Source organism: Aeromonas sp. R5-4 (assembly GCF_040908215.1).
GTDB lineage: Bacteria > Pseudomonadota > Gammaproteobacteria > Enterobacterales > Aeromonadaceae > Aeromonas > Aeromonas veronii.
The window spans coordinates 217,013-235,625 of record NZ_JBFODG010000014.1; the positions used below are offsets into that span (position 1 = coordinate 217,013).

The following is an 18,613-nucleotide window of genomic DNA, read 5'->3' on the forward strand; positions in this document are numbered from 1 at the left end:
CTGCCAAGGGGGCTTTTTCATATCCACGCATCCCGCTTCAGCTCACCAGCAGCCAGCCGCAGAAACCGAGATAGAGCAGACCGACCAGCGCCAACCGCCCGGCGGTCATGGCTCCCTTTCTGAACCACCACCAGAGCAACCCCACCGCCAACAGCGTCACCAGCGAGGAGGCCATCATGGCGCCATCCAGCAGCCAGGGGGTAAAGAGCAGACAAAACGCCTTGGGGATAGTGCCCTGGATCATCATGGCCCCGGAGATATTGGCCAGCGCCAGCCGGTTCTTGCCCTGCCGCACCCAGATCAGCACGTTCATCAGCTCCGGCATCTCGGTCGCCACCGGACTCAGCAGCAGGGCCGCCAGCACCGGCGAGAGGCCAAACAGCTCGCCCATGCTCTCCAGCTGATGGACAAACAGCTGGGCCGCCAGCGCTACCACCACCAGCGCAGCCAACGTCTGCAGCAACACCTTGCCAAGGGGCGGGATCCCGGCATCGGGTGCCAATTTGAGGGGCTCCGGCAATTCGACCTCGTGGCTGTCACTCTGTTTCAGCTCGCGCCTTACATAGACGAGGTAGACCAGCAGGAAGAGCGGGGCCAGCCAGCTCTTGCCGGTGAAGGCGACCAGCCCCAGCGCGGTCGCCACCAGAAAGATGCCGATAAACCAGCGCTGATCCCGGCCAATCTCGCGCTGCACCTCGCCATCGATGGCCCGTTCGGTACGCCCCATGCAAAGCAGCAGGGTGAGGCCGACTGCCGCATAGCCGATGGTCGCCAACACCAGCGGCCCGCCAAGGGCGGCGCCAATGCCGATCTCCTGCTGGGCGGTTGTGTTGCCCATCAGCAGAGCGGTCAGGGTCACGATACACTCGGGTAGCGCCGTACCCAGTGCCGCCAGCAGCGAACCGGTGGCGCTTTGGGAGAGTTTGAAGTGGTGGCCGGTCCACTCGATGCCGTTGACGAAGTATTCGCAGGCAAGGTAGATGGTGACCGCAGAGACGAGAAATAACAGCAGGGTAATCAACATAATAGATACCGCCAGGCGAGCAGAATAACCGATGGACCCGACATGGCTCGCCCGGCTGGCGTGCATATCGAGGCCAAAGGTCTTGCAGAGCGATAGTGCCTATCGCCGCCCATGCCATGGATGCGAGGATCCAAGAGTGTTGACATGGGCCCGGCCCGGAATGCGGGCGGGTTGCTACTCCCCAATGACTGAGGAGACGTTTTAGCAACTCGACCACCGCCTCACAAGGCAAATTAATGACAACTCATTCAATAAGTTGTAAGGGAATGTAACCTCGCCAGTCCCTCCTCCCCACCGCTATTGCGCTGTTGGCACACCGATTGCTGTAGGTAGTTCACTATCCACAACAGTTTGGGAAGGATGAACAATGAAACGGTGGATCCAACATTTCTATCAACTGAACCGCCTCAATTGGCTGATGGTCTGGTTGTTGCTCTGCTGCAGCATCATTCTGCTGTTTCCGGCCGGGCTGATAAAAGGGGCCGTCAGCCAGTGGGCTGCGGATCATGCGGCCTGGCTGGGGGTCGGCATGCTGATCGCCATCTCCTACTTCTGCAGTCAGGGCTTCCTGATCGCCTGGGAGTGGGCATGCGAAGAGTGGCAGGCGCGCCGTCAGCAGGACCAGCTGGCCCAGATGATCGGCTTCCTCGACTTCAACGAGAAGGCGGTGCTGCGCGAGTTCGTGCTGCAGCGTAAAAGCGTCATAAACTTGCCGATCACCGAGCCCGCCGTCAAAAACCTGATGGATGCTGGCGTCCTCACCTACGCCTACGGCAAGCCGACCCGGGAGAAGGATGACGAGAACCAGATCCGCGCCCTGATGATCGCCCTGCCCGCCCGACCGCTGCTCACCTACAAGGTGCTGGGGCTGTCGCGCGGCAAGATGAGCGACGAGCAGGTGGAACAGATCATGAACGCCCGTCCCAAGTTCGCCCAGAAGGGGTTCCAGCGCTAACCGCCGCCCTATCCGCCAGATGCAAAAGAGCCGGACACTGTCCGGCTCTCTCGTTTCTGCGCGACGTTCTGTACCATCCCTTCCGTCTTGCTGCGTCCTACCCCTTGAGGCTGGAGCAAAAGCTGACATCGTCCTGCACAGGATCATCGCTCATGCTGTGATAAAGCTCGAAGCAGGGACCATTGCCAAACTCCAGCCCGGCAGCAACGATGTCGCCGATATGCTCCTGCCAACGAGGGCCATACTGACTGCGGTCGGTAATAAGATAACGGGACTGGGCGTAACGACCGGCGGGAATAATCTGGATCTCGACCGCACCCATCCCCACCGTCCCCGCAGGCACCGTCACCCCGATGTCAGTGCGACACTGGGCTGGCGGAGTCACCTCGGGGTTATCGTGATAGATGAAGTTCCACTCCCCACCTTCCAGACCGCGGGCGCTGGCCCACTGATGCAGCTGACTACAAACGGGACCATACCCCTCGCCATAGGGGCCGGTGACACGTATATAAGCCAGAGTGCGGGCGTCCATCTCGATGGTTTTCATGGTATTACTCCTTGCTGATGAGTGACCCTCAGCATAAGGATTAGGCAGTACAAGTGCGTGTCCATCCTTGCTCATCAAGTGTCTATTCTTGCTCTTGTCGCGGCGAAACTCTCCCGGCGTGCAACCATAGTAACGGCGAAATACCTTGGCAAACGCCTGGGAGCTGGCGAGCCCCGCCCCCAACGCAATGGCCGTGACACTGGCATCGGAATAGCAGAGCTGCCAAGCAGCCCGCTGGATGCGCAGACGACGACACATCTCCCCGGGCGTCTCCCCCGCCACAGCCGTAAACACCCGGTGAAAATGGTAGAAAGACAAGCAGGCACTGCTTGCCAGCGTTTCAATGGAGAGATCGGGATTCTGCTCCAGCGCCCGGATCACCGGGCGCAATCTGGCATGATAGTCGACCATACCGTTAGCGACTGGCGCCCCCCGAGACTCTAGCCATATAGAGTGCATCCACATAGCGCCCCTGGCGGAAGGCATAGTCACGGGCTCGCCCCTCCTCGGTAAAACCGAACTTGCGATAGAGCGCCTGTGCGGCCTCATTGTCGGTATAGACGGTCAGCTCAATCCGGTGCAGGTTGAGCCAGTTATCGGCCAGATCCAGCGCCGCGGCCATCAGGGCAGAGCCCACCCCTTTGCCTGCCCAGTCATCCCGTACCCCCATACCGATACAGGCCACATGCTTGCGTCTCGGATTGGACTCAACCAGCAGCGAGAGCTGGCCTACCAGCAGGCCGTCAACGTCGGCGACCAGTGCCACCACGCTGTCGCTCTCCAACCGTTTCTGCCACTGGCTAAGGGGAGGCATAGGCAAGTGCAAAGTGCCCGCCTGGGCATTGGGCATGGCATAGAGATCCCGCAAGGCGGGGGCATCAGCGGGTTCGGCATGACGGATAGTAATCTGCATATGAGGCTCCTTCTCGAAGCCACCATCATGCAATATCCGGCGCGGTTACACATCCCCCACCTGCACCCATTTGTCTTGCCTATCAAAGGGCGAGGAAAGGCCCATTGGCCGAGCACGGCGCAGATCCGTAGGCTGACCCCATATCAACAAGGAGAGAAGCCATGACTGACAAGACCCTGCACAGCGCCAACGGCGCCCCCGTCGTCGACAACAACAACAGCCTCACCGCCGGTCCGCGCGGCCCCATCCTGATGCAAGATATCTGGTTGATGGAGAAACTCGCCCACTTCGACCGCGAGCGCATTCCCGAGCGGGTGGTTCACGCTAAGGGCTCGGGCGCCTACGGCACCTTTACCGTGACCCACGACATCAGCCAGTTCAGCAAGGCCGATCTGTTCAGCGCCATCGGCAAGCAGACGCCTGTATTCCTGCGCTTCTCCACCGTGGCCGGTGAGAAGGGCGCCGCCGATGCCGAACGCGATGTGCGCGGCTTCGCCCTCAAGTTCTATACCGAGCAGGGCAACTGGGATCTGGTGGGCAACAACACCCCGGTCTTTTTCATCCGCGATCCGCTGAAATTCCCTGACTTCATCCACACCCAGAAGCGGGATCCGCGCACCAACCTGCGCAGCGCCACTGCCGCCTGGGACTTCTGGTCACGCCATCCGGAATCCCTGCATCAGGTCACCATACTGTTCAGCGATCGCGGCATCCCCAAGAGCCTGCGGGAGATGAACGGCTACGGCAGCCACACCTTCAGCTTTATCAACGATGCCAACGAGCGCTTCTGGGTCAAGTTCCACTTCAAGACCGAGCAGGGCCACAGCTTCTACACCGATGAAGAGGCCGCCACCGCCGTCGGGCAGGATCGGGAGACCAGTCAGGCGGATCTGTTCAATGCCATCGAGCGGGGCAACTTCCCGCGCTGGAAGGTCTATGTGCAGGTGATGCCGGAGGCCGACGCCCAGACTTACAACATCCACCCGTTCGACCTCACCAAGGTGTGGCCGCACAGCGACTACCCGCTGATCCCAGTGGGCGTGCTGGAGCTCAACCAGAACCCGGACAACTACTTCGCCCATGTGGAGCAGGCCGCCTTTACCCCGGCCAACGTGGTGCCCGGTATCGGCTTCTCGCCGGATCGCATGTTGCAAGGGCGGCTCTTCTCCTACGGAGACACCCAGCGCTATCGCCTCGGCGTCAACCACGGTCTGCTGCCGGTCAACGCCCCGCGCTGCCCGTTCCATCACGGTGCCCATCGTGACGGTGCAATGCGGGCAGACAGCAATGGCGGCGCCAGCCCCAACTATCAGCCGAACCGTTTCGGTACCCAGCAGCCGAGCGAACAGCACGAACCGGCGCTGAGTCTGGAAGGGGCCGCCCTGCACTACGACTTCCGTGACTACGACAGCGACTACTACAGCCAGCCGGGCAACCTGTTCCGCATCATGGACGAGGGACAGCGTTCGCGGCTCGCCGCCAACCTGGCCCGCTCCCTTATCAATGTGGAGGATGACGCCATCGTCGCGGCCCAGCTCAAACACTTCGAGCAGGCCGACCCCGAGTATGCCAAACGGGTCGAACTGGCACTGGCCGCCTTGCAGCGCTAAGCCACAAGCAGGCAACATCTGCAAAAACAAAACGGGGGCCTGATGGCCCCCTTTTTCTATTGCGAGCAAGCTAGCTCAGAAAGCAGGCTCCTGCACGGCCTGCCACCGCAACGCGTTCGCCTCGTGCTCTTTGACAAAGGCATTCTTGCCCGCACAGTAGCGCTCGATATCATGCTGACAGCTCGCGGCTACCGCCTGCTTTAACTCGGCGTATTCCCGACATACCGCAGGGTGGGTCCTTAGATAGTCACGAAAGGCCAGATGGCGATGCACATGGTCATCCCCTTGCAAGAAGGCGTGGATCTGGTGGGTTCTCTCATCACCCCCCTTGCGAAAATAGCGGCGGCGCGCAATCCCGCACTCACCCATCGCCTCATAGCCCAGCGCCTCCAGCTGACCGTTCTGCTCATCGAGCCGCTCCAGCGATGATACCTCCAGCATGATGTCGATGATGGGCTTGGCGGCCAAACCGACGACAGAGGTACTGCCGATATGGTGGACAGCTAGCAAGCAGTTATCCAGCGCACTGCGTAATTGAACCTCTTCAGCTACAAAGCTGGCTGGCCATTGGGGGTTGTAGGAGACAACGTCGACTCTCACAGTTTCAGCTCTCTGGATAGTTGCCGATGGCATAGGGCAACAAGGTATGCGATGGGTGGACAAGATAACCAGACGGCAAATTACCAGCAACAAAAACGGAGCCTGAGGCTCCGTTTTTTCAATGCTGTATCAATCCCGGACGGAACGCGCTTCGCGCTCTTCCCGCTCCCTTGCCAACAAGCGTTTGTACCACCAGCTACTGCGACGACGTTGTGCATTGGAAGAGCGACGAGCCATTTCTTAGGTTCCAGCCAAGAGAAGAAAGGAGCTGCATTATGCGACAGGGATCACGTCCATGTCTTTAGCTGGATCAAGAAAAGCCTCACTGACCCACGGAAATCGTCTTCTGATCTTTCGCACCACGGGTGGCAGGCAACACCACCGCAGGAGAGCGCCAGGCCAACGGGCCATTGCTCTCGAGGTCGTTCTGCGGGCCGCACTCCAGCCAGATATCTCCCTGCAGAATGCGGGCCCCTTCGGAATATTTCTGATCCGCAAACCAGCAGACCCGCTCGGGCAATGAGCCCAGCGGCAACAGCAGCTCGGGACTGGCAGACTCGCCCACCACAGTGGTTTTGGACGCAGCCAGAGCGGGGGTAAGCCAGAGGGAGGCCAGCAGGCAGAGCAGTACATTTTTCATGAGGGGGATCCTGTTGCGATGGGAGGCACTCTCGAAGAGTCGACCAGCTCCGTGGTTTACTTGACTGACAATCATACTGCCTGCTGGCATTGTGGAACCAATATGGTAGCCTGCCAGCGCCTGCGGGCAGTCTCTCGCTGCCACGCGCAAACTTCCGGTGAATTTGTCACGTCCTGACAAAATATAACCTTATTTATCAAATCGTTATTTGGATATTATCCCAATGCGTATCATGCCGTTGCTTCAGGCGGCCTGCCTGAGCCTGATGTTGTCCGCCTGCGTTGCCCCATTGCTGATGATGAGCCCCACCAGCCAGCTGATGTGGGCCCTGCTCAAGCCGCTGGTCGGCTTTGACCCGAACGAGGTCAATCTGTTCGAACAACCCCTGATCAAGGATCGGATGACCGCCATCCTTGGCCCCAACTACGACAGCACCATGCAGTTGCTCAAGACTGCCGACAAGTTACAGCAGGAGGGGCCGCTTTTCTATGTGGTCTCCGAGTATGCGCCCGTGCCGGATATCGCCAAGCAGGCGGGGATGGTGTGGAACTCGCAAACCAACCAGATGTCGGTATTGCTGCAAAAAGGGGATGGCACCACCCTGACCTTCGGCGAAAATCTGGCGGGCACGGCACCGACCTGGCCAACCGCTATGCAGGGCTGGCAGACCCCCGCCAGCCAGCTCACCCCGGCGACCAATGCCTTGACCGGCGCGGCAACCAGTCAGAGTGGCGCCTCCCCCTTCTCCCTTGGCAGCGCGCTGGGCACAGTGACTCGCGGCGTCACCGGCTCGCTGACCAACAGCGCCAGCCAGGCCATCAGCGGCGCAGCCGCCAACGCCAAAGGGCAGGCCACCAGGCAAGCCACCGGACTGGCGGTAAGCAGCACTGCTGCCACAGTGACGCAAGAGGCCACCAAGGCCGTTGCCACTCCTGCCAAGCAAGCAGTCAGCAGCACTGCTGCCACGGTGACGCAAGAAGCCACCAAGGCCGTTGCCGTTCCTGCCAAACAGGCCGTCAGTAGCGCCGCTGCGGCCGCGACCCAAGAAGCCACCAAGGCCGTTGCTGCTCCTGCCAAGCAAGCAGTCAGCAGCACTGCTGCCACCGTGACGCAAGATGCGACCAAGGCCGTTGCCGCTCCAGCCAAGCAAGTCGTCAGTAGCGCTGCTGCGACCGCGACCCAAGAAGCCACTAAGGCCGTAGCCGCTCCTGCCAAGCAAGCCGTCAGTAGCGCAGCTGCCACCGTGACGCAGGAAGCTACCAAGGCCGTTGCCGCTCCAGCCAAACAAGCTGTCAGTAGTGCCGCTGCGACCGTGACGCAAGAGGCAACCAAGGCTGTTGCCGCTCCGGCCAAACAGGCCCTCAGCAGCGCCACAGCAACCGCGACGCAAGAAGCCACCAAGGCTGTTGCCGCTCCGGCCAAACAGGCCGTCAGCGCAGCCTCTCATACGACCGGAGAGAGCGTCGCCGATGCCGCCAGAGCGGCGGAAGCCAAGGCTCGCGCCAAGGCAGAGGCGGAGATGGAAGCCCTGCTCAAATAAACCGACAGGCCACCGCAAGGTGGCCTGTTTTTTATCCCGCTACCGGATCATGACGTTATGGAAAAGGCCACATAGACTGTTAGGTAACTGCCCGCACAAGGAGTGCATCATGCGTCGTCTACTCCCTGCTCTCGCTTCTCTCGCCCTGTTTATCGCGCTCCCGGCTCCGGCACTTATCTACTATTCGGAGCAGAACATGCCGCTCAATGGCCAGGATAAAAAGGGTCAGCCTGTGGGGTTGGCAGTCGAGTTGCTGCGCCTGATGTGGCGTGAAATGGGGGAGCCGGAACAACCCATCCACTTTCTGCCCTGGGCCCGCGGCTGGTATCTGCTGACCCAGCAGCAAGAGGCCGTGCTCTTTACCACGGCGCACACCAAGGAGCGGGATCCCCACTTCCTCTGGGTCTGCCCCATCAGCCACTCCAGGGTCGCGCTGGTCGGCCGCAAGCAGGATGCTCCCAAAGTGGCCAGCAAAGCGGATCTCGCCAAGCTGCAAATCGGTGTGATGCAGGCGGATGTCGGGGAGCAGTTGCTGCTCAACCGCGGGATCAGCCCGAGCAATATGATGTCGGTGGAGCGCATGGAGCAGGTGGTGCGCCAGCTCATCATGGCGCGCACCGATCTGGTGGCGGGCAACGAGGTGATGTTGCGCCATCAGGCCAAAGAGCTGGGTTTTCCCAGCGAGGATTTTGTCACCGTCGCGATTCTTGAAGAGCAGGACAACTGCTTCGCCTTCAACCTGAGGGCAGACAAACAACAGGTTGCCCGCCTGCAACAGGCGCTGGACAAGGTCAGACAGGGGGATGAATACAAGCAGCTGGTGAAGCGCTACCAGTTGCTCAGTATCCTGCCCGAAACCAATCCCCCCATCCCGCGCCTAGAGTAACCCCGGCCCGCCCTATGGCGGGCTCGTCGTATCTCCCATCGATGAAACGGGGGATGCCTCCACCGGCGCCGTAATGAGGTGGTTCAGAAAGAGATTGAACAGCTCGGCCCGCGAGCCGAGCCGCAACTTGCCATAGAGATGCTTACGGTGATTCTTCACCGTGCCGCTGCCAATCCCGAGCTCCGCGGCAATCGCCTCCGTATCCAGCCCCTGCAGCAGCAACTCCGCCACCTGCCGCTCGCGCCGGGTGAGCAGAGCCCCCCCGACACTCGCCATCGCCTGCTCCACCGCACTCTTGAGGCTGGCGCTGTCTGGCAGCGCAGTGCTCTGGGCCAACAGCGGCTGGCTCTGCCGCCACTGCTGACGACAGAGCGAATGTACCAGCGGGAACAGCTGCTCCAGCCTTACCAGCTCGTCACGGCTGAGGGTACTGCGCTTGTCGAGTCGCCCGAGAAACAGCATCAGCGTCAGTCCGTCCCGCACCGGCAGGATCAGCCCCACCTCCTCCTGCCAGCCGGTGGCCTGATAGAAGTGGTGGCGATATTCGGGATCGAGCCGCCCTTGGGAGACCTGCGCCAGGGTCCAGACGCCGGCAGGCAAGCCTTGTTCCAGCGCCTGCATAAAGGGATCCTGACTGAAGTGGCTGGTGAGGTAGCGGTCAAACAGCAGAGCCCGCTGATGATTGAGGTTGTCGTAGAGGTAGACGGGGCGCTGCCCCACCCCGAGCAGCAGGGCGCAATCAAACGCCACCTGTTGCTGGATCAGCCGCACCAGCGCCGCCGCAAAGGCGCTGCTGTGCAGGGCATCGACCACCTCGGTCATGCTGCGGGTCAAGGCATCTGTGGTGAATGGCTGGGTCATGGTGGCACGTTTCCGGTGGCGGGGAGCGATTCCCCGCTATGGCTGAATGCTAGCACGAGAGTGGCAAAACTGTCCCTCAGGGGACATATCCGCCACCGGCCAGAACGGCGAGGATGACGGCTTTTCCCCTGTTGTTGGAGCCCCCATGATCAACCCCCACCTGCTCGATGAGCTGACCGAGCGCGGCCTTGTGGCCCAGAATTCCGACCCGACGGCCCTGGCCGATCATCTTGCCACCCCGCGCACCGTCTATTGCGGGTTCGACCCCACCGCCGGCAGCCTGCATATCGGTCATCTGGTGCCGCTCTTGATGCTGCGCCGCTTCCAGTTGGCGGGCCACACCCCGGTGGCACTGGTGGGCGGGGCAACCGGCCTTATCGGCGATCCCAGCTTCAAGGCGACCGAGCGCAGCCTCAACAGTGCCGAGACCGTGCAGGGTTGGGTCGCCAGCCTGTCTGCCCAAATCAGGGCGCTGCTGCCCGCCGATGAGGGCCTGTCGGCCCCGCAACTGGTCAACAATGGCGACTGGATGGGGCAGATGTCCGCACTCGATTTTCTGCGGGATATCGGCAAGCACTTCTCGGTCAATGCCATGCTGGCGCGGGAATCGGTGCGCCAGCGGCTGGCCCGTCCGGATCAGGGCATCTCGTTCACCGAGTTCTCCTACGCTCTGCTGCAATCCTACGATTTTGCGGTGCTGCACCAGCGGCTCGGTTGCACCCTTCAGATTGGCGGCAACGACCAGTGGGGCAATATCACCAGCGGCATGGATCTCACCCGTCGTCTCCATCAGGCACAGGTGCACGGCATGACCCTGCCCCTTATCACCAAGGCGGACGGCACCAAGTTTGGCAAGACCGAGGGGGGCGCAGTCTGGCTCGATCCGGCGCTCACCTCCCCTTACGCCTTCTACCAGTTCTGGCTCGGCACCGCGGATGAGGATATCTACCGCTTCCTGCGCTACTACAGCTTTATGTCGCTGAGCGAGATTGATGCACTGGAGGCGGAAGACGCGAAGCGGCAGGGGCGCAAACAGGCCCAGCAGGTGTTGGCGAACGAACTAACCGAGCTGGTACACGGCAAGGCGGCGCTGGCGGCGGTGCAGCGCATCAGCGAGTTGCTGTTTAGCGGCGATGTGGCCCGCCTCGGCGAGAGCGATCTGGCCCAGCTGGCGCAGGATGGCATGCCGAGCAGCACCGTCAGCGGCGAGACGGATCTGGTCAGCCTGCTGGTCAGCAGCGGTCTGGCGAACTCCAAACGCATCGCCCGCGAACTGCTGGCGGCGGGCGCCATCAGCCTCAATGGTGTGCTCAAGCAAGATGATCAGCTGAGTGCCACTGATCGGCTGTTTGGTCGCTACCTGCTGCTGCGCCGGGGCAAGAAGCAGTATCACCTGGTGGAGTGGCAATAAGCCGCAGGGCGGGGAGCACAGCCTCCCCGCCCGCACCCTGAATCCCTTTTGAATCCCGAGTTGCGATCCCCCTCACAGCCTCTCCCGTCAGCAACCACCATACTGGCACCGGCGAACATGGAGTACGCCACACAATCTGTTCCTCACGATTCAACAAGGATGCTGATGATGAAGAGATGGCTTCTGGTGCTGCTCTGCACCCTGCCCATGCTGGCACACGCCAGCGGATACACCCAGACCCGCTACCCCATAGTGCTGGTGCACGGCCTGTTCGGCTTCGACAAGCTGCTCGGGGTCGATTACTTCTACGGCATTCCCCAGGCCCTGAGCCGGGATGGTGCCAAAGTCTACGTGGCTCAGGTATCGGCCACCGCCAGTTCGGAGCAACGGGGCGAACAGCTGCTCGCCCAGGTTGAGCTGCTGCTGGCAGCCACCGGCGCCGAGAAGGTCAACCTCATCGGCCACTCCCACGGCGGCCCCACCATCCGCTATGTCGCCTCGGTCGCCCCCGAGCTGGTCGCCTCCGCCACCAGCGTCGGCGGGGTCAACTATGGCTCCGAGATTGCCGATCTGGTGCGGGCCAATGCCGCCCCCGGCAGCGCCGCCGAGAAGCTGGCGGCCGCCGCAGCCCACGCCCTCTCCGGCATGATTTCACTGCTCTCGGGCGGGAGCCAGCTGCCGCAAGATCCGGTCGCCGCCCTCGATGCCCTCACCAGCAAGGGAGCCAGCCAGTTCAACCAGCGCTACCCGGAGGGGCTGCCCAGCCGCTATTGCGGTGAGGGGCCGATGCAGGCCAGCAACGGCGTCTACTACTTCTCCTGGAGCGGGCGCGGCAACCTGACCAATCTGCTGGATCCGGTGGATCCGGCGCTGGCGCTGACCGGCGCCTTCTTCAAGGAGCCCAATGACGGACTGGTCGGGGTCTGCAGCAGCCATCTCGGCAAGGTGATCGGCACCGACTACCGGATGAACCATCTGGACGAAGTGAACCAGTCCTTCGGTATCCACCATCTGTTCGAGACCGATCCGGTCACCCTCTATCGCCAGCATGCCAACCGTCTCAAGGAGCTGGGACTATGAGGATCGCCACCCTGCTCGTCGTGCCCTGCGCCATCACCCTGCTGCTTGGCGGGGTGTTGCTCTGGCCCACGGCACCGACGGCAGACTCATCCCCCGCTCAAGCCAGCCAGCATGCACAGAGCCACCCGCACGATCCCGAGCAGGAGGCCGCCGATGCCCTGCAGGCGCGCTATCGCACCTTTGTCTCCGCCCAGAGCAGCCTGACAGTGCCCACCGAAATCTCCCTCGCTAGCTTGCAGATCCTGTTTGACGAGCGGGAGCAGCTGCGCCAGCAGAGCTTTACCCCGGCCGAGCAGGCCCAGCTGTTTGCCGAGGATCGGCTGATGGAGCAGCTGACCCTGCGCCGCAGGGCGCTGGCGGAAGCAAGAGACAGCGACAAGTCGCAGCTGGTCAGCGAGCTGGATCTCTGGCTGGCGGAGCAACCGGGCTGGTTTCGCGAGGCGGAGGCCAACAGCCGTCTGCTTGAGGAGTTGCAAGAGCTGGCACAGATGGACCCGGCCAAACGGGAGGCTCTGCTGCTGGAGACGGGGGGGCCGGAAGCGGTGGATCGGATGCGCCAGCTGGAGCAGAACCGGCAAGGGTTCGAGGAGCAGCTCAGCGGCTTTCTGGCCGAGCTCAGACAACTGCCGAACGAGGCCCGGGCCGAACAGCAGCAGGAGCTGCTGGCCCGCTGGTTCGAACCCGGACAGTGGCGCCGGGTCGAGGCGCTCACCCTGCTCAAGCTGGGGGAGCCACAAGCCGAATGAGAAGGGGGCCCGCGATGGACCCCCTTGATATTGCGCTTATTGCGGCTTGTTGGCACCCGGCAGCGGCTGCCAGGTGAGGCGGGTCACCTGAGTGCCCTGCACCTCGCACTTGAGGCTCAGCTCCTGCCACCCCTTATCCTGACGCAGGGAGACCTCCCCTTCGATCCCCTGCTCGCCAATCTTCAGCTTGTCCTGCTCGAAGATCACCTTGTCGCCGTGGGCGAGATCCATCAGTTTGCCGTTGCAGAGCCAGTGAGCGAGATCCGCCCCCTTCAGCTTGACGCCCCCCTTGGCCGCCTTCTGTTCGGCCGCGCTCACCACAAACAGCTTGCTCAGCTCGGCGGCCCGCTTGGTGAGCCACTCCTGACGCTGCTGCATGCTCATCTTGCTGACGAACTCGGCGGGCTGCCCCTTCTCGTCCAGCCATTGGGTCAGCTTGCCGCTGTCGTCAAAGGCGAACTGGGCGGCGGGCTCTTTGACCCCGAACAGCTTGCCGCCCTTGAAGTAGTAGCGGCTCTCCCCTTCCAGCTTGCCCAGCTCGTTCATGATGGGCACGGCGATGATGACGGGGGCGCCATCGATCCAGGCCTTGATATCGACGCCGTCATGGCTGAATTGACGGGTATCGAGGGCGCTCTCGGCCCCCTTCTCCATCAGGGTAAACTGCTCGGCGAGAGAAGCGGCCAGAGAAGGGAGGGAGCAGAATCCCAGGGTCAGCGCGATCGCTGTGTTGCGCATTGAGTTGTACATAACACTCCTGTGATGGGCCATCCGGCCCGTGGTTAACTCTCTGTCAGCCAGGCCCGCAGCCCTTCCCGGTGAGCATCGCTCAGGGGCAGGGATTGGCGGGCCCGGTAGTCAAAATGGATCAGGGTCGTTTCGGCGGTGACGGCCAGTTCGCCGCCCTGCCAGACCTCCTGCCAGACCGTAAATGAGCTGGTGCCGATGCGGCGCACGCCGGTCTTGATGGTGACCGGCTGGCCGTAGAACAGCTCCCGTTTGAACTGCACCGTATAGCCCGCGATGATCAGGTGCCAGTTATGCACATCCAGATCGGGGGAGAAGATCCGGAACAGGGGATCTCGCGCCGATTCGAACCAGACCGCCGGCACCGTATTGTTGATATGGCCGAGGGCATCCGTCTCCTGAAAGCGGGGTTGGATCTGCATTTCCAGCATGGGTTGACTCCTTGTCTCTTTGTTTCTGTCCTTGTCCGTTCATGGGACATCAGTGGCCAATGGGTGGCCGCCGGGCATCATCAGCGGATCAGCATGTTACATGATACTGCTGGCCCAAGGACAGGGATGCCAGCGGCCCTGCGATACCGGCCAGCAGGTGTCGCAGCGCGGCGGATTGTAGGGCTGCACAGAAAAGCGGGCAGTAAAAAGCCCCGCACATCTTGGCTGTGCGGGGCTGGTGCAGATAACCAAACGGCTTGGGGACTAGCCGAGCAGATCGAAGCGATCCGCATTCATCACCTTGTTCCAGGCGGTGATGAAGTCACAGACAAACTTCTCCTTGTTGTCATCCTGGGCATAGACCTCGGCATAGGCGCGCAGCACCGAGTTGGAGCCGAACACCAGATCCACCCGGGTGGCCGTCCACTTCAGGGCGCCGCTGCGGCGATCGCGGATCTCGTAGAGATTGCTCGCTTTCGGCAGCCACTGGTAGCCCATGTCGGTCAGGTTGACGAAGAAGTCGTTGCTGAGCACCCCGACCCGGTCGGTAAAGACCCCGTGCCCGGTACCGCCATGGTTGGTGCCGAGCACCCGCATCCCGCCGACCAGCGCCGTCATCTCGCAGGCGGTGAGCCCCATCAGCTGGGCGCGATCCAGCAGCAGCTCCTCCGCCGTCACCACATAGTCCTGCTTGAGCCAGTTGCGGAAGCCATCGGCCAGCGGTTCCAGCACCTCGAACGAGGCCACATCGGTCTGGGCCTGAGTGGCATCGCCCCGGCCCGGTGCGAACGGCACGCTCACCGTCACTCCGGCGGCCTGGGCAGCCTGCTCGATGGCGAGGTTGCCCCCCAGCACGATGAGATCCGCGACGCTGACGCCACACTCGGCCGCCAGCTTGTCATAGACCGCCAGCACCTTCGCCAGCCTCGCCGGTTCGTTGCCCGGCCAATCCTTCTGCGGCGCCAGCCGGATGCGGGCGCCGTTGGCACCGCCCCGTTTGTCGGAGCCACGGAAGGTACGGGCACTATCCCAGGCGGTAGTGACCCGCTCGCTGATGGAGAGGCCACTGGCGGCGATCCTGGCCTTCACCGCCGCCACGTCATAATCGGCACGTCCGGCTGGCACCGGATCCTGCCAGATCAGATCTTCTGTCGGCACATAGGGGCCGACATAGCGGCTCTTCGGCCCCATATCCCTGTGGGTCAGCTTGAACCAGGCGCGGGCAAAGGCGTCGGAGAAGGCCGCCGGATCATCGCGGAAACGCTCGGCAATCTTGCGATACTCGGGGTCGAATTTGAGCGCCATATCGGCATCCGTCATCATGGGTTTGCAGCGGATCGACGGGTCCTCCACATCCACCGGCATATCCTCTTCGGCGATATTGATCGGTTGCCACTGATGGGCCCCCGCCGGAGATTTTTGCAACCACCAGTCGTACTTGAACAGCAGATCGAAGTAGCCGTTGTCCCATTGGGTCGGGTGGGTGGTCCAGGCCCCTTCGATGCCGCTGGTCACAGTGTTGCGGCCGATACCGCGGCTGTGGTGATTGATCCAACCCAGTCCCTGCTCCTCGAGGCAGGCCCCTTCCGGCTCGGGGCCAAGCTGTTTGGCATCGCCGTTGCCGTGAGCCTTGCCGACGGTGTGGCCACCGGCGGTCAGCGCCACCGTCTCTTCATCATCCATCGCCATGCGGGCGAAGGTGACTCGCATATCCTGCGCGGTTTTCAGGGGATCGGGCTGGCCATCCACCCCTTCCGGGTTGACGTAGATAAGCCCCATCATCACCGCCGCCAGCGGGTTTTCCAGATCCCGCTCGCCGGAGTAACGACCACCCGGCTTGCCGCTGGGCGCCAGCCACTCTTTCTCCGAACCCCAGTAGATATCCTTCTCCGGGTGCCAGATATCCTCGCGGCCAAAGGCGAAGCCGAAGGTCTTGAGCCCCATGGACTCATAGGCCACGGTGCCCGCCAGAATGATCAAATCGGCCCAGCTGATCTTGTTGCCGTACTTCTTCTTGATGGGCCACAGCAGGCGACGGGCCTTGTCGAGGTTGGCATTATCCGGCCAGGAGTTGAGGGGGGCAAAACGCTGGTTGCCGCTGCCACCGCCACCGCGGCCATCGGCGATGCGGTAAGTCCCGGCCGAGTGCCAGGCCATGCGGATCATCAGGCCGCCGTAGTGGCCCCAGTCGGCGGGCCACCACTCCTGACTGTCGGTCATCAGGGCGGTCACATCCTGCTTGAGGGCCGCCATATCGAGCCCCTTCAAGGCTTCCCGATAGTTGAAACCGGCCCCCAGCGGATTGGTCTTGGTATCGTGTTGGTGAAGAATGTCGAGGTTGAGGCTCTTCGGCCACCACTCCATTCTGGACGTCTCGACGGAGGTGGTTCCCCCGTGCATGACCGGGCATTTTCCTGCGGAACTGTCTGAATTGTTGCTCATCGTTTTCCTCATTTGCTCTGCTGTCCATAACCTGAAACAGCATGGCACAGAGGCGTGACACAAACTGTGCAGCAGCGGCCGATTTACGGATCTTTCACGCAAGCGGCCCCGGAGCGGCCATCGGCCGCGACAGAAATTGGACGAACTATGGCGCCTCTGCGGGCTGATGGGTCGGTTCCGGCCGCAGCCAGGCGCTGCGAAAATCGAACCAGCCGAGCGCTGTCATCCGCACCCCGTGCACGCCGATCCGGCTCTCCAGCTCCAGCCAGTGGTGAAACAGCGGTACAAACCAGCTCTGCAGCTGCACAGTTGCCAGCAGGGCGCGGGGGCCAGGCTCCTCACCGCTGGCGCGCCACTGCATCAACCCTTGCCACAACTCATGCTGACTGCTCCACACCTTGCGCAGCAACGGGGTGCCCTGCAACCAGGCGTAGGGGGCAAAGGGGCCGGCATGTTCGAGGTTGAGGGTGCCGAGCCAGAGATCCACATCCTCATCCTCGCCACTCACCCAACGACCGTAATCGAGGGTGCGCACCTCGAGCCTGATCCCCTGTTCGGCCAGCAGGCTGCTCATGGCGTTGGCGCACTCGTTGAATTCCAGATGCTGGTTGAAGCAGGCGAGCACCAGTCTCCCCGGCAACTGCGCCGGTGTGGGCAAGGGCGTGGGCAGCGCTTCGCGCCAGTGGGGCAGCAGGCCGAGGGCGCTGGTCCAGCCCCGTTGCAACTCGGGGGCGACCCGCCCCATCAGAGCCACCGGATTGAGCAACTGGCCGAGCCACTGGCGCAGCGCGGGATCCTGCAAGGATCCGGAGCGATCGTCCTGCAGCAGGAAGTAGCAGCCCGACTCCAGCTCCGATTCGCCGCGCATGGTGCCGAGCTCGGGGCTGTCGCGTCCCAGCTGCAGGTGGGTCTCCAGTCGCTCCGCCAGTTCAGGCAGCATCCAGATGTCGATCTCGTCGAGCAGGGCGCGCAGGCCGAAGTAGTCGTCAAACGCCGCAAGGCAAAGATGCAGGGGATCGTTGGCAGCGACCCGGTAAGGGCCGGTGCCCACAGGTTGCAGGGCAAAGCCCGCCTCCCCCTTGAGCTCTCGCGGCAAAATGGTCGCCACCGGCTCCGCCAGCAGGTGGGGCAGCCAGGGATCCGGGCTGTCGAGATAGAGATCCATGGTTCGCGGCCAGGGGCTCTCCAGCCGAGTCAGATGGGAAAACAGTGGCCGATCCCGCAGGGCCAGCAGGCTCTCCATTACATCTTCCACCACCAGCTCGCGGCCATGGTGAAAACGCACCGCCGGGCGCAGGTAGAAGCGCCAGTGGCAAGGGCCCAGACACTCCCAGTGGTGGGCCAGATCCCCTTCGATTTCCCCATTTTCCTCATTTCGCCGGGTGAGGCCGTTGAAGATCTGGCGGCTCAGGTGAATTTCGGAGCGGCGCATCGGGCCGGTGGGCAGCAACTGCGGCAGCGGCCGGTAGTAGGGCACCCGCAGGATCTGGCGCCCCTCGCGGGTGGCCTGACCGAGCTGTTCGATCAGCAGCGGAGTGAGCAGATCGAGGCGATCTTCGGCCAGCCGCACCGCCTGCGCCAGCTGGCCCTGACTGAGCAGCTCCCGCAAGCGGCGCCGGGTCAGGCTCTCCTGACTGTCGAGCAGGGTGAGCCGGGAGCGCCGCCCCCGCCCCGCTTCCGCCGACCAGCTGAGCCAGCCCTGATCCTGCATCCGCCGCAGCAGCAGACGGGCGTTGCGCGGGGTGCAGCAGAGCAGATCCGCCACCTCGGCGAGGCTGATCTCCCGCTCGTCGCTGCCAAGCAGCTGGGCGAGTCGTTGAAATTGCTGATAGAGGCGACCGGTCGGCATAAAAGAGGAAATCCTGTTGCTATAAGTCATCAGTTTTTACTTCCGCATTTTAGCTCAATACTACTGATGAACGTGAGTACCACAGCAGAGGAGCACCATCATGAGCCACGCCAACCCCATCAAACCGAACCGGATCCAGCAGACCTTGCGCCGTTACTTCAAGCGGATCCTGCCGCGCCCCTTGCCACTTATCGAAGATCCCATGCAGCAGCTCAACCGCCTGATGCAGTGGGACATGAACCAGATCGATGACAAGGAGTATCGCCGCCGCCTCTGAGTGCGGGCCATGCCAACCACTCGGGACTCGCATCCCCTGCGGGCGACATTGCTT

General features: G+C 62.4%; 18 protein-coding genes and 1 riboswitch. Of the genes, 8 read left to right on the top strand and 10 right to left on the bottom strand.

What is annotated here, in order from left to right; all coding sequences use genetic code 11:
* Positions 1–37: 37 nt before the first annotated feature.
* Positions 38–1,024: a sodium:calcium antiporter gene (locus tag AB5Y83_RS06620; RefSeq protein ID WP_368174874.1), complete on the bottom strand. Its 987-nt coding sequence runs from the start codon at positions 1,022–1,024 to the stop codon at positions 38–40.
* Positions 1,025–1,112: 88 nt separating this feature from the next.
* A riboswitch (yybP-ykoY riboswitch) is annotated at positions 1,113–1,219 on the bottom strand.
* A gap of 172 nt (positions 1,220–1,391) precedes the next feature.
* On the opposite strand from AB5Y83_RS06620, the gene AB5Y83_RS06625 reads away from it, so the two are divergent.
* The gene (locus AB5Y83_RS06625) at positions 1,392–1,979 is read left to right on the top strand and encodes a superinfection exclusion B family protein (protein WP_182969938.1); all 588 of its coding nucleotides are present in this window, start codon (positions 1,392–1,394) and stop codon (positions 1,977–1,979) included.
* A 97-nt stretch (positions 1,980–2,076) separates the two neighbouring features.
* Here AB5Y83_RS06625 and AB5Y83_RS06630 read toward each other — a convergent pair whose 3' ends face one another.
* Together AB5Y83_RS06630 and AB5Y83_RS06635 are read right to left on the bottom strand one after the other, a co-directional pair.
* Entirely contained in the window at positions 2,077–2,937 is an 861-nt protein-coding gene (locus AB5Y83_RS06630) for a GyrI-like domain-containing protein (RefSeq protein ID WP_368174875.1), read from the bottom strand.
* A gap of 4 nt (positions 2,938–2,941) precedes the next feature.
* A complete protein-coding gene (locus AB5Y83_RS06635; protein WP_368174876.1) occupies positions 2,942–3,439 on the bottom strand; it encodes a GNAT family N-acetyltransferase in 498 nt (165 codons plus the stop codon).
* 161 nt (positions 3,440–3,600) lie between these two features.
* Between AB5Y83_RS06635 and AB5Y83_RS06640 the strand changes: the two genes are divergently transcribed.
* The gene (locus AB5Y83_RS06640; protein ID WP_019444882.1) at positions 3,601–5,049 is read left to right on the top strand and encodes a catalase; all 1,449 of its coding nucleotides are present in this window, start codon (positions 3,601–3,603) and stop codon (positions 5,047–5,049) included.
* Positions 5,050–5,124: 75 nt separating this feature from the next.
* On the opposite strand, the gene AB5Y83_RS06645 is transcribed toward AB5Y83_RS06640, so the two are convergent.
* Together AB5Y83_RS06645 and AB5Y83_RS06650 are read right to left on the bottom strand one after the other, a co-directional pair.
* Positions 5,125–5,649 carry a GrpB family protein gene (locus AB5Y83_RS06645; protein WP_026034868.1) on the bottom strand — a complete coding sequence of 175 codons (525 nt, stop codon included), beginning with the start codon at positions 5,647–5,649 and terminating at the stop codon, positions 5,125–5,127.
* A gap of 322 nt (positions 5,650–5,971) precedes the next feature.
* A complete protein-coding gene (locus AB5Y83_RS06650; RefSeq protein WP_019444884.1) occupies positions 5,972–6,289 on the bottom strand; it encodes a YnjH family protein in 318 nt (105 codons plus the stop codon).
* A gap of 223 nt (positions 6,290–6,512) precedes the next feature.
* On the opposite strand from AB5Y83_RS06650, the gene AB5Y83_RS06655 reads away from it, so the two are divergent.
* Entirely contained in the window at positions 6,513–7,829 is a 1,317-nt protein-coding gene (locus AB5Y83_RS06655) for a hypothetical protein (RefSeq protein WP_368174877.1), read from the top strand.
* Positions 7,830–7,938: 109 nt separating this feature from the next.
* Positions 7,939–8,715: a substrate-binding periplasmic protein gene (locus tag AB5Y83_RS06660; protein WP_368174878.1), complete on the top strand. Its 777-nt coding sequence runs from the start codon at positions 7,939–7,941 to the stop codon at positions 8,713–8,715.
* A 12-nt stretch (positions 8,716–8,727) separates the two neighbouring features.
* Here AB5Y83_RS06660 and AB5Y83_RS06665 read toward each other — a convergent pair whose 3' ends face one another.
* The gene (locus AB5Y83_RS06665; protein ID WP_236341275.1) at positions 8,728–9,576 is read right to left on the bottom strand and encodes a response regulator transcription factor; all 849 of its coding nucleotides are present in this window, start codon (positions 9,574–9,576) and stop codon (positions 8,728–8,730) included.
* Between the two features lie 145 nt (positions 9,577–9,721).
* Here AB5Y83_RS06665 and tyrS point away from each other — a divergent pair, with 145 nt between their 5' ends.
* The 3 genes from tyrS (at position 9,722) to AB5Y83_RS06680 (ending at position 12,813) form a co-directional block, all read left to right on the top strand.
* A complete protein-coding gene (gene tyrS, locus AB5Y83_RS06670; RefSeq protein ID WP_236341276.1) occupies positions 9,722–10,987 on the top strand; it encodes a tyrosine--tRNA ligase in 1,266 nt (421 codons plus the stop codon).
* A 168-nt stretch (positions 10,988–11,155) separates the two neighbouring features.
* A complete protein-coding gene (locus AB5Y83_RS06675; protein ID WP_031227935.1) occupies positions 11,156–12,067 on the top strand; it encodes a triacylglycerol lipase in 912 nt (303 codons plus the stop codon).
* Positions 12,064–12,813, top strand: a complete 750-nt coding sequence (locus AB5Y83_RS06680; protein ID WP_368174879.1) for a lipase secretion chaperone — start codon at positions 12,064–12,066, stop codon at positions 12,811–12,813. The genes AB5Y83_RS06675 and AB5Y83_RS06680 overlap by 4 nt, the downstream gene beginning before the upstream one ends.
* Positions 12,814–12,849: 36 nt before the next feature.
* Here AB5Y83_RS06680 and AB5Y83_RS06685 read toward each other — a convergent pair whose 3' ends face one another.
* From AB5Y83_RS06685 to sgrR, 4 genes are all read right to left on the bottom strand, one after another.
* Positions 12,850–13,551: a hypothetical protein gene (locus AB5Y83_RS06685; protein ID WP_042655738.1), complete on the bottom strand. Its 702-nt coding sequence runs from the start codon at positions 13,549–13,551 to the stop codon at positions 12,850–12,852.
* A 44-nt stretch (positions 13,552–13,595) separates the two neighbouring features.
* Positions 13,596–13,991, bottom strand: a complete 396-nt coding sequence (locus AB5Y83_RS06690) for an acyl-CoA thioesterase (protein ID WP_368174880.1) — start codon at positions 13,989–13,991, stop codon at positions 13,596–13,598.
* A 264-nt stretch (positions 13,992–14,255) separates the two neighbouring features.
* Positions 14,256–16,433 (bottom strand): catalase/peroxidase HPI, encoded by a 2,178-nt coding sequence (gene katG, locus AB5Y83_RS06695; protein ID WP_368174881.1) that lies wholly within the window; start codon positions 16,431–16,433, stop codon positions 14,256–14,258.
* A 145-nt stretch (positions 16,434–16,578) separates the two neighbouring features.
* Positions 16,579–18,282, bottom strand: coding sequence for an HTH-type transcriptional regulator SgrR (gene sgrR, locus AB5Y83_RS06700; protein ID WP_368174882.1), 1,704 nt, complete (start codon positions 18,280–18,282; stop codon positions 16,579–16,581).
* Positions 18,283–18,382: 100 nt separating this feature from the next.
* On the opposite strand from sgrR, the gene AB5Y83_RS06705 reads away from it, so the two are divergent.
* On the top strand, positions 18,383–18,559 hold the full coding sequence (locus tag AB5Y83_RS06705) for a hypothetical protein (RefSeq protein ID WP_005355239.1): 177 nt from the start codon (positions 18,383–18,385) through the stop codon (positions 18,557–18,559).
* The last annotated feature ends 54 nt before the right edge of the window (positions 18,560–18,613 follow it).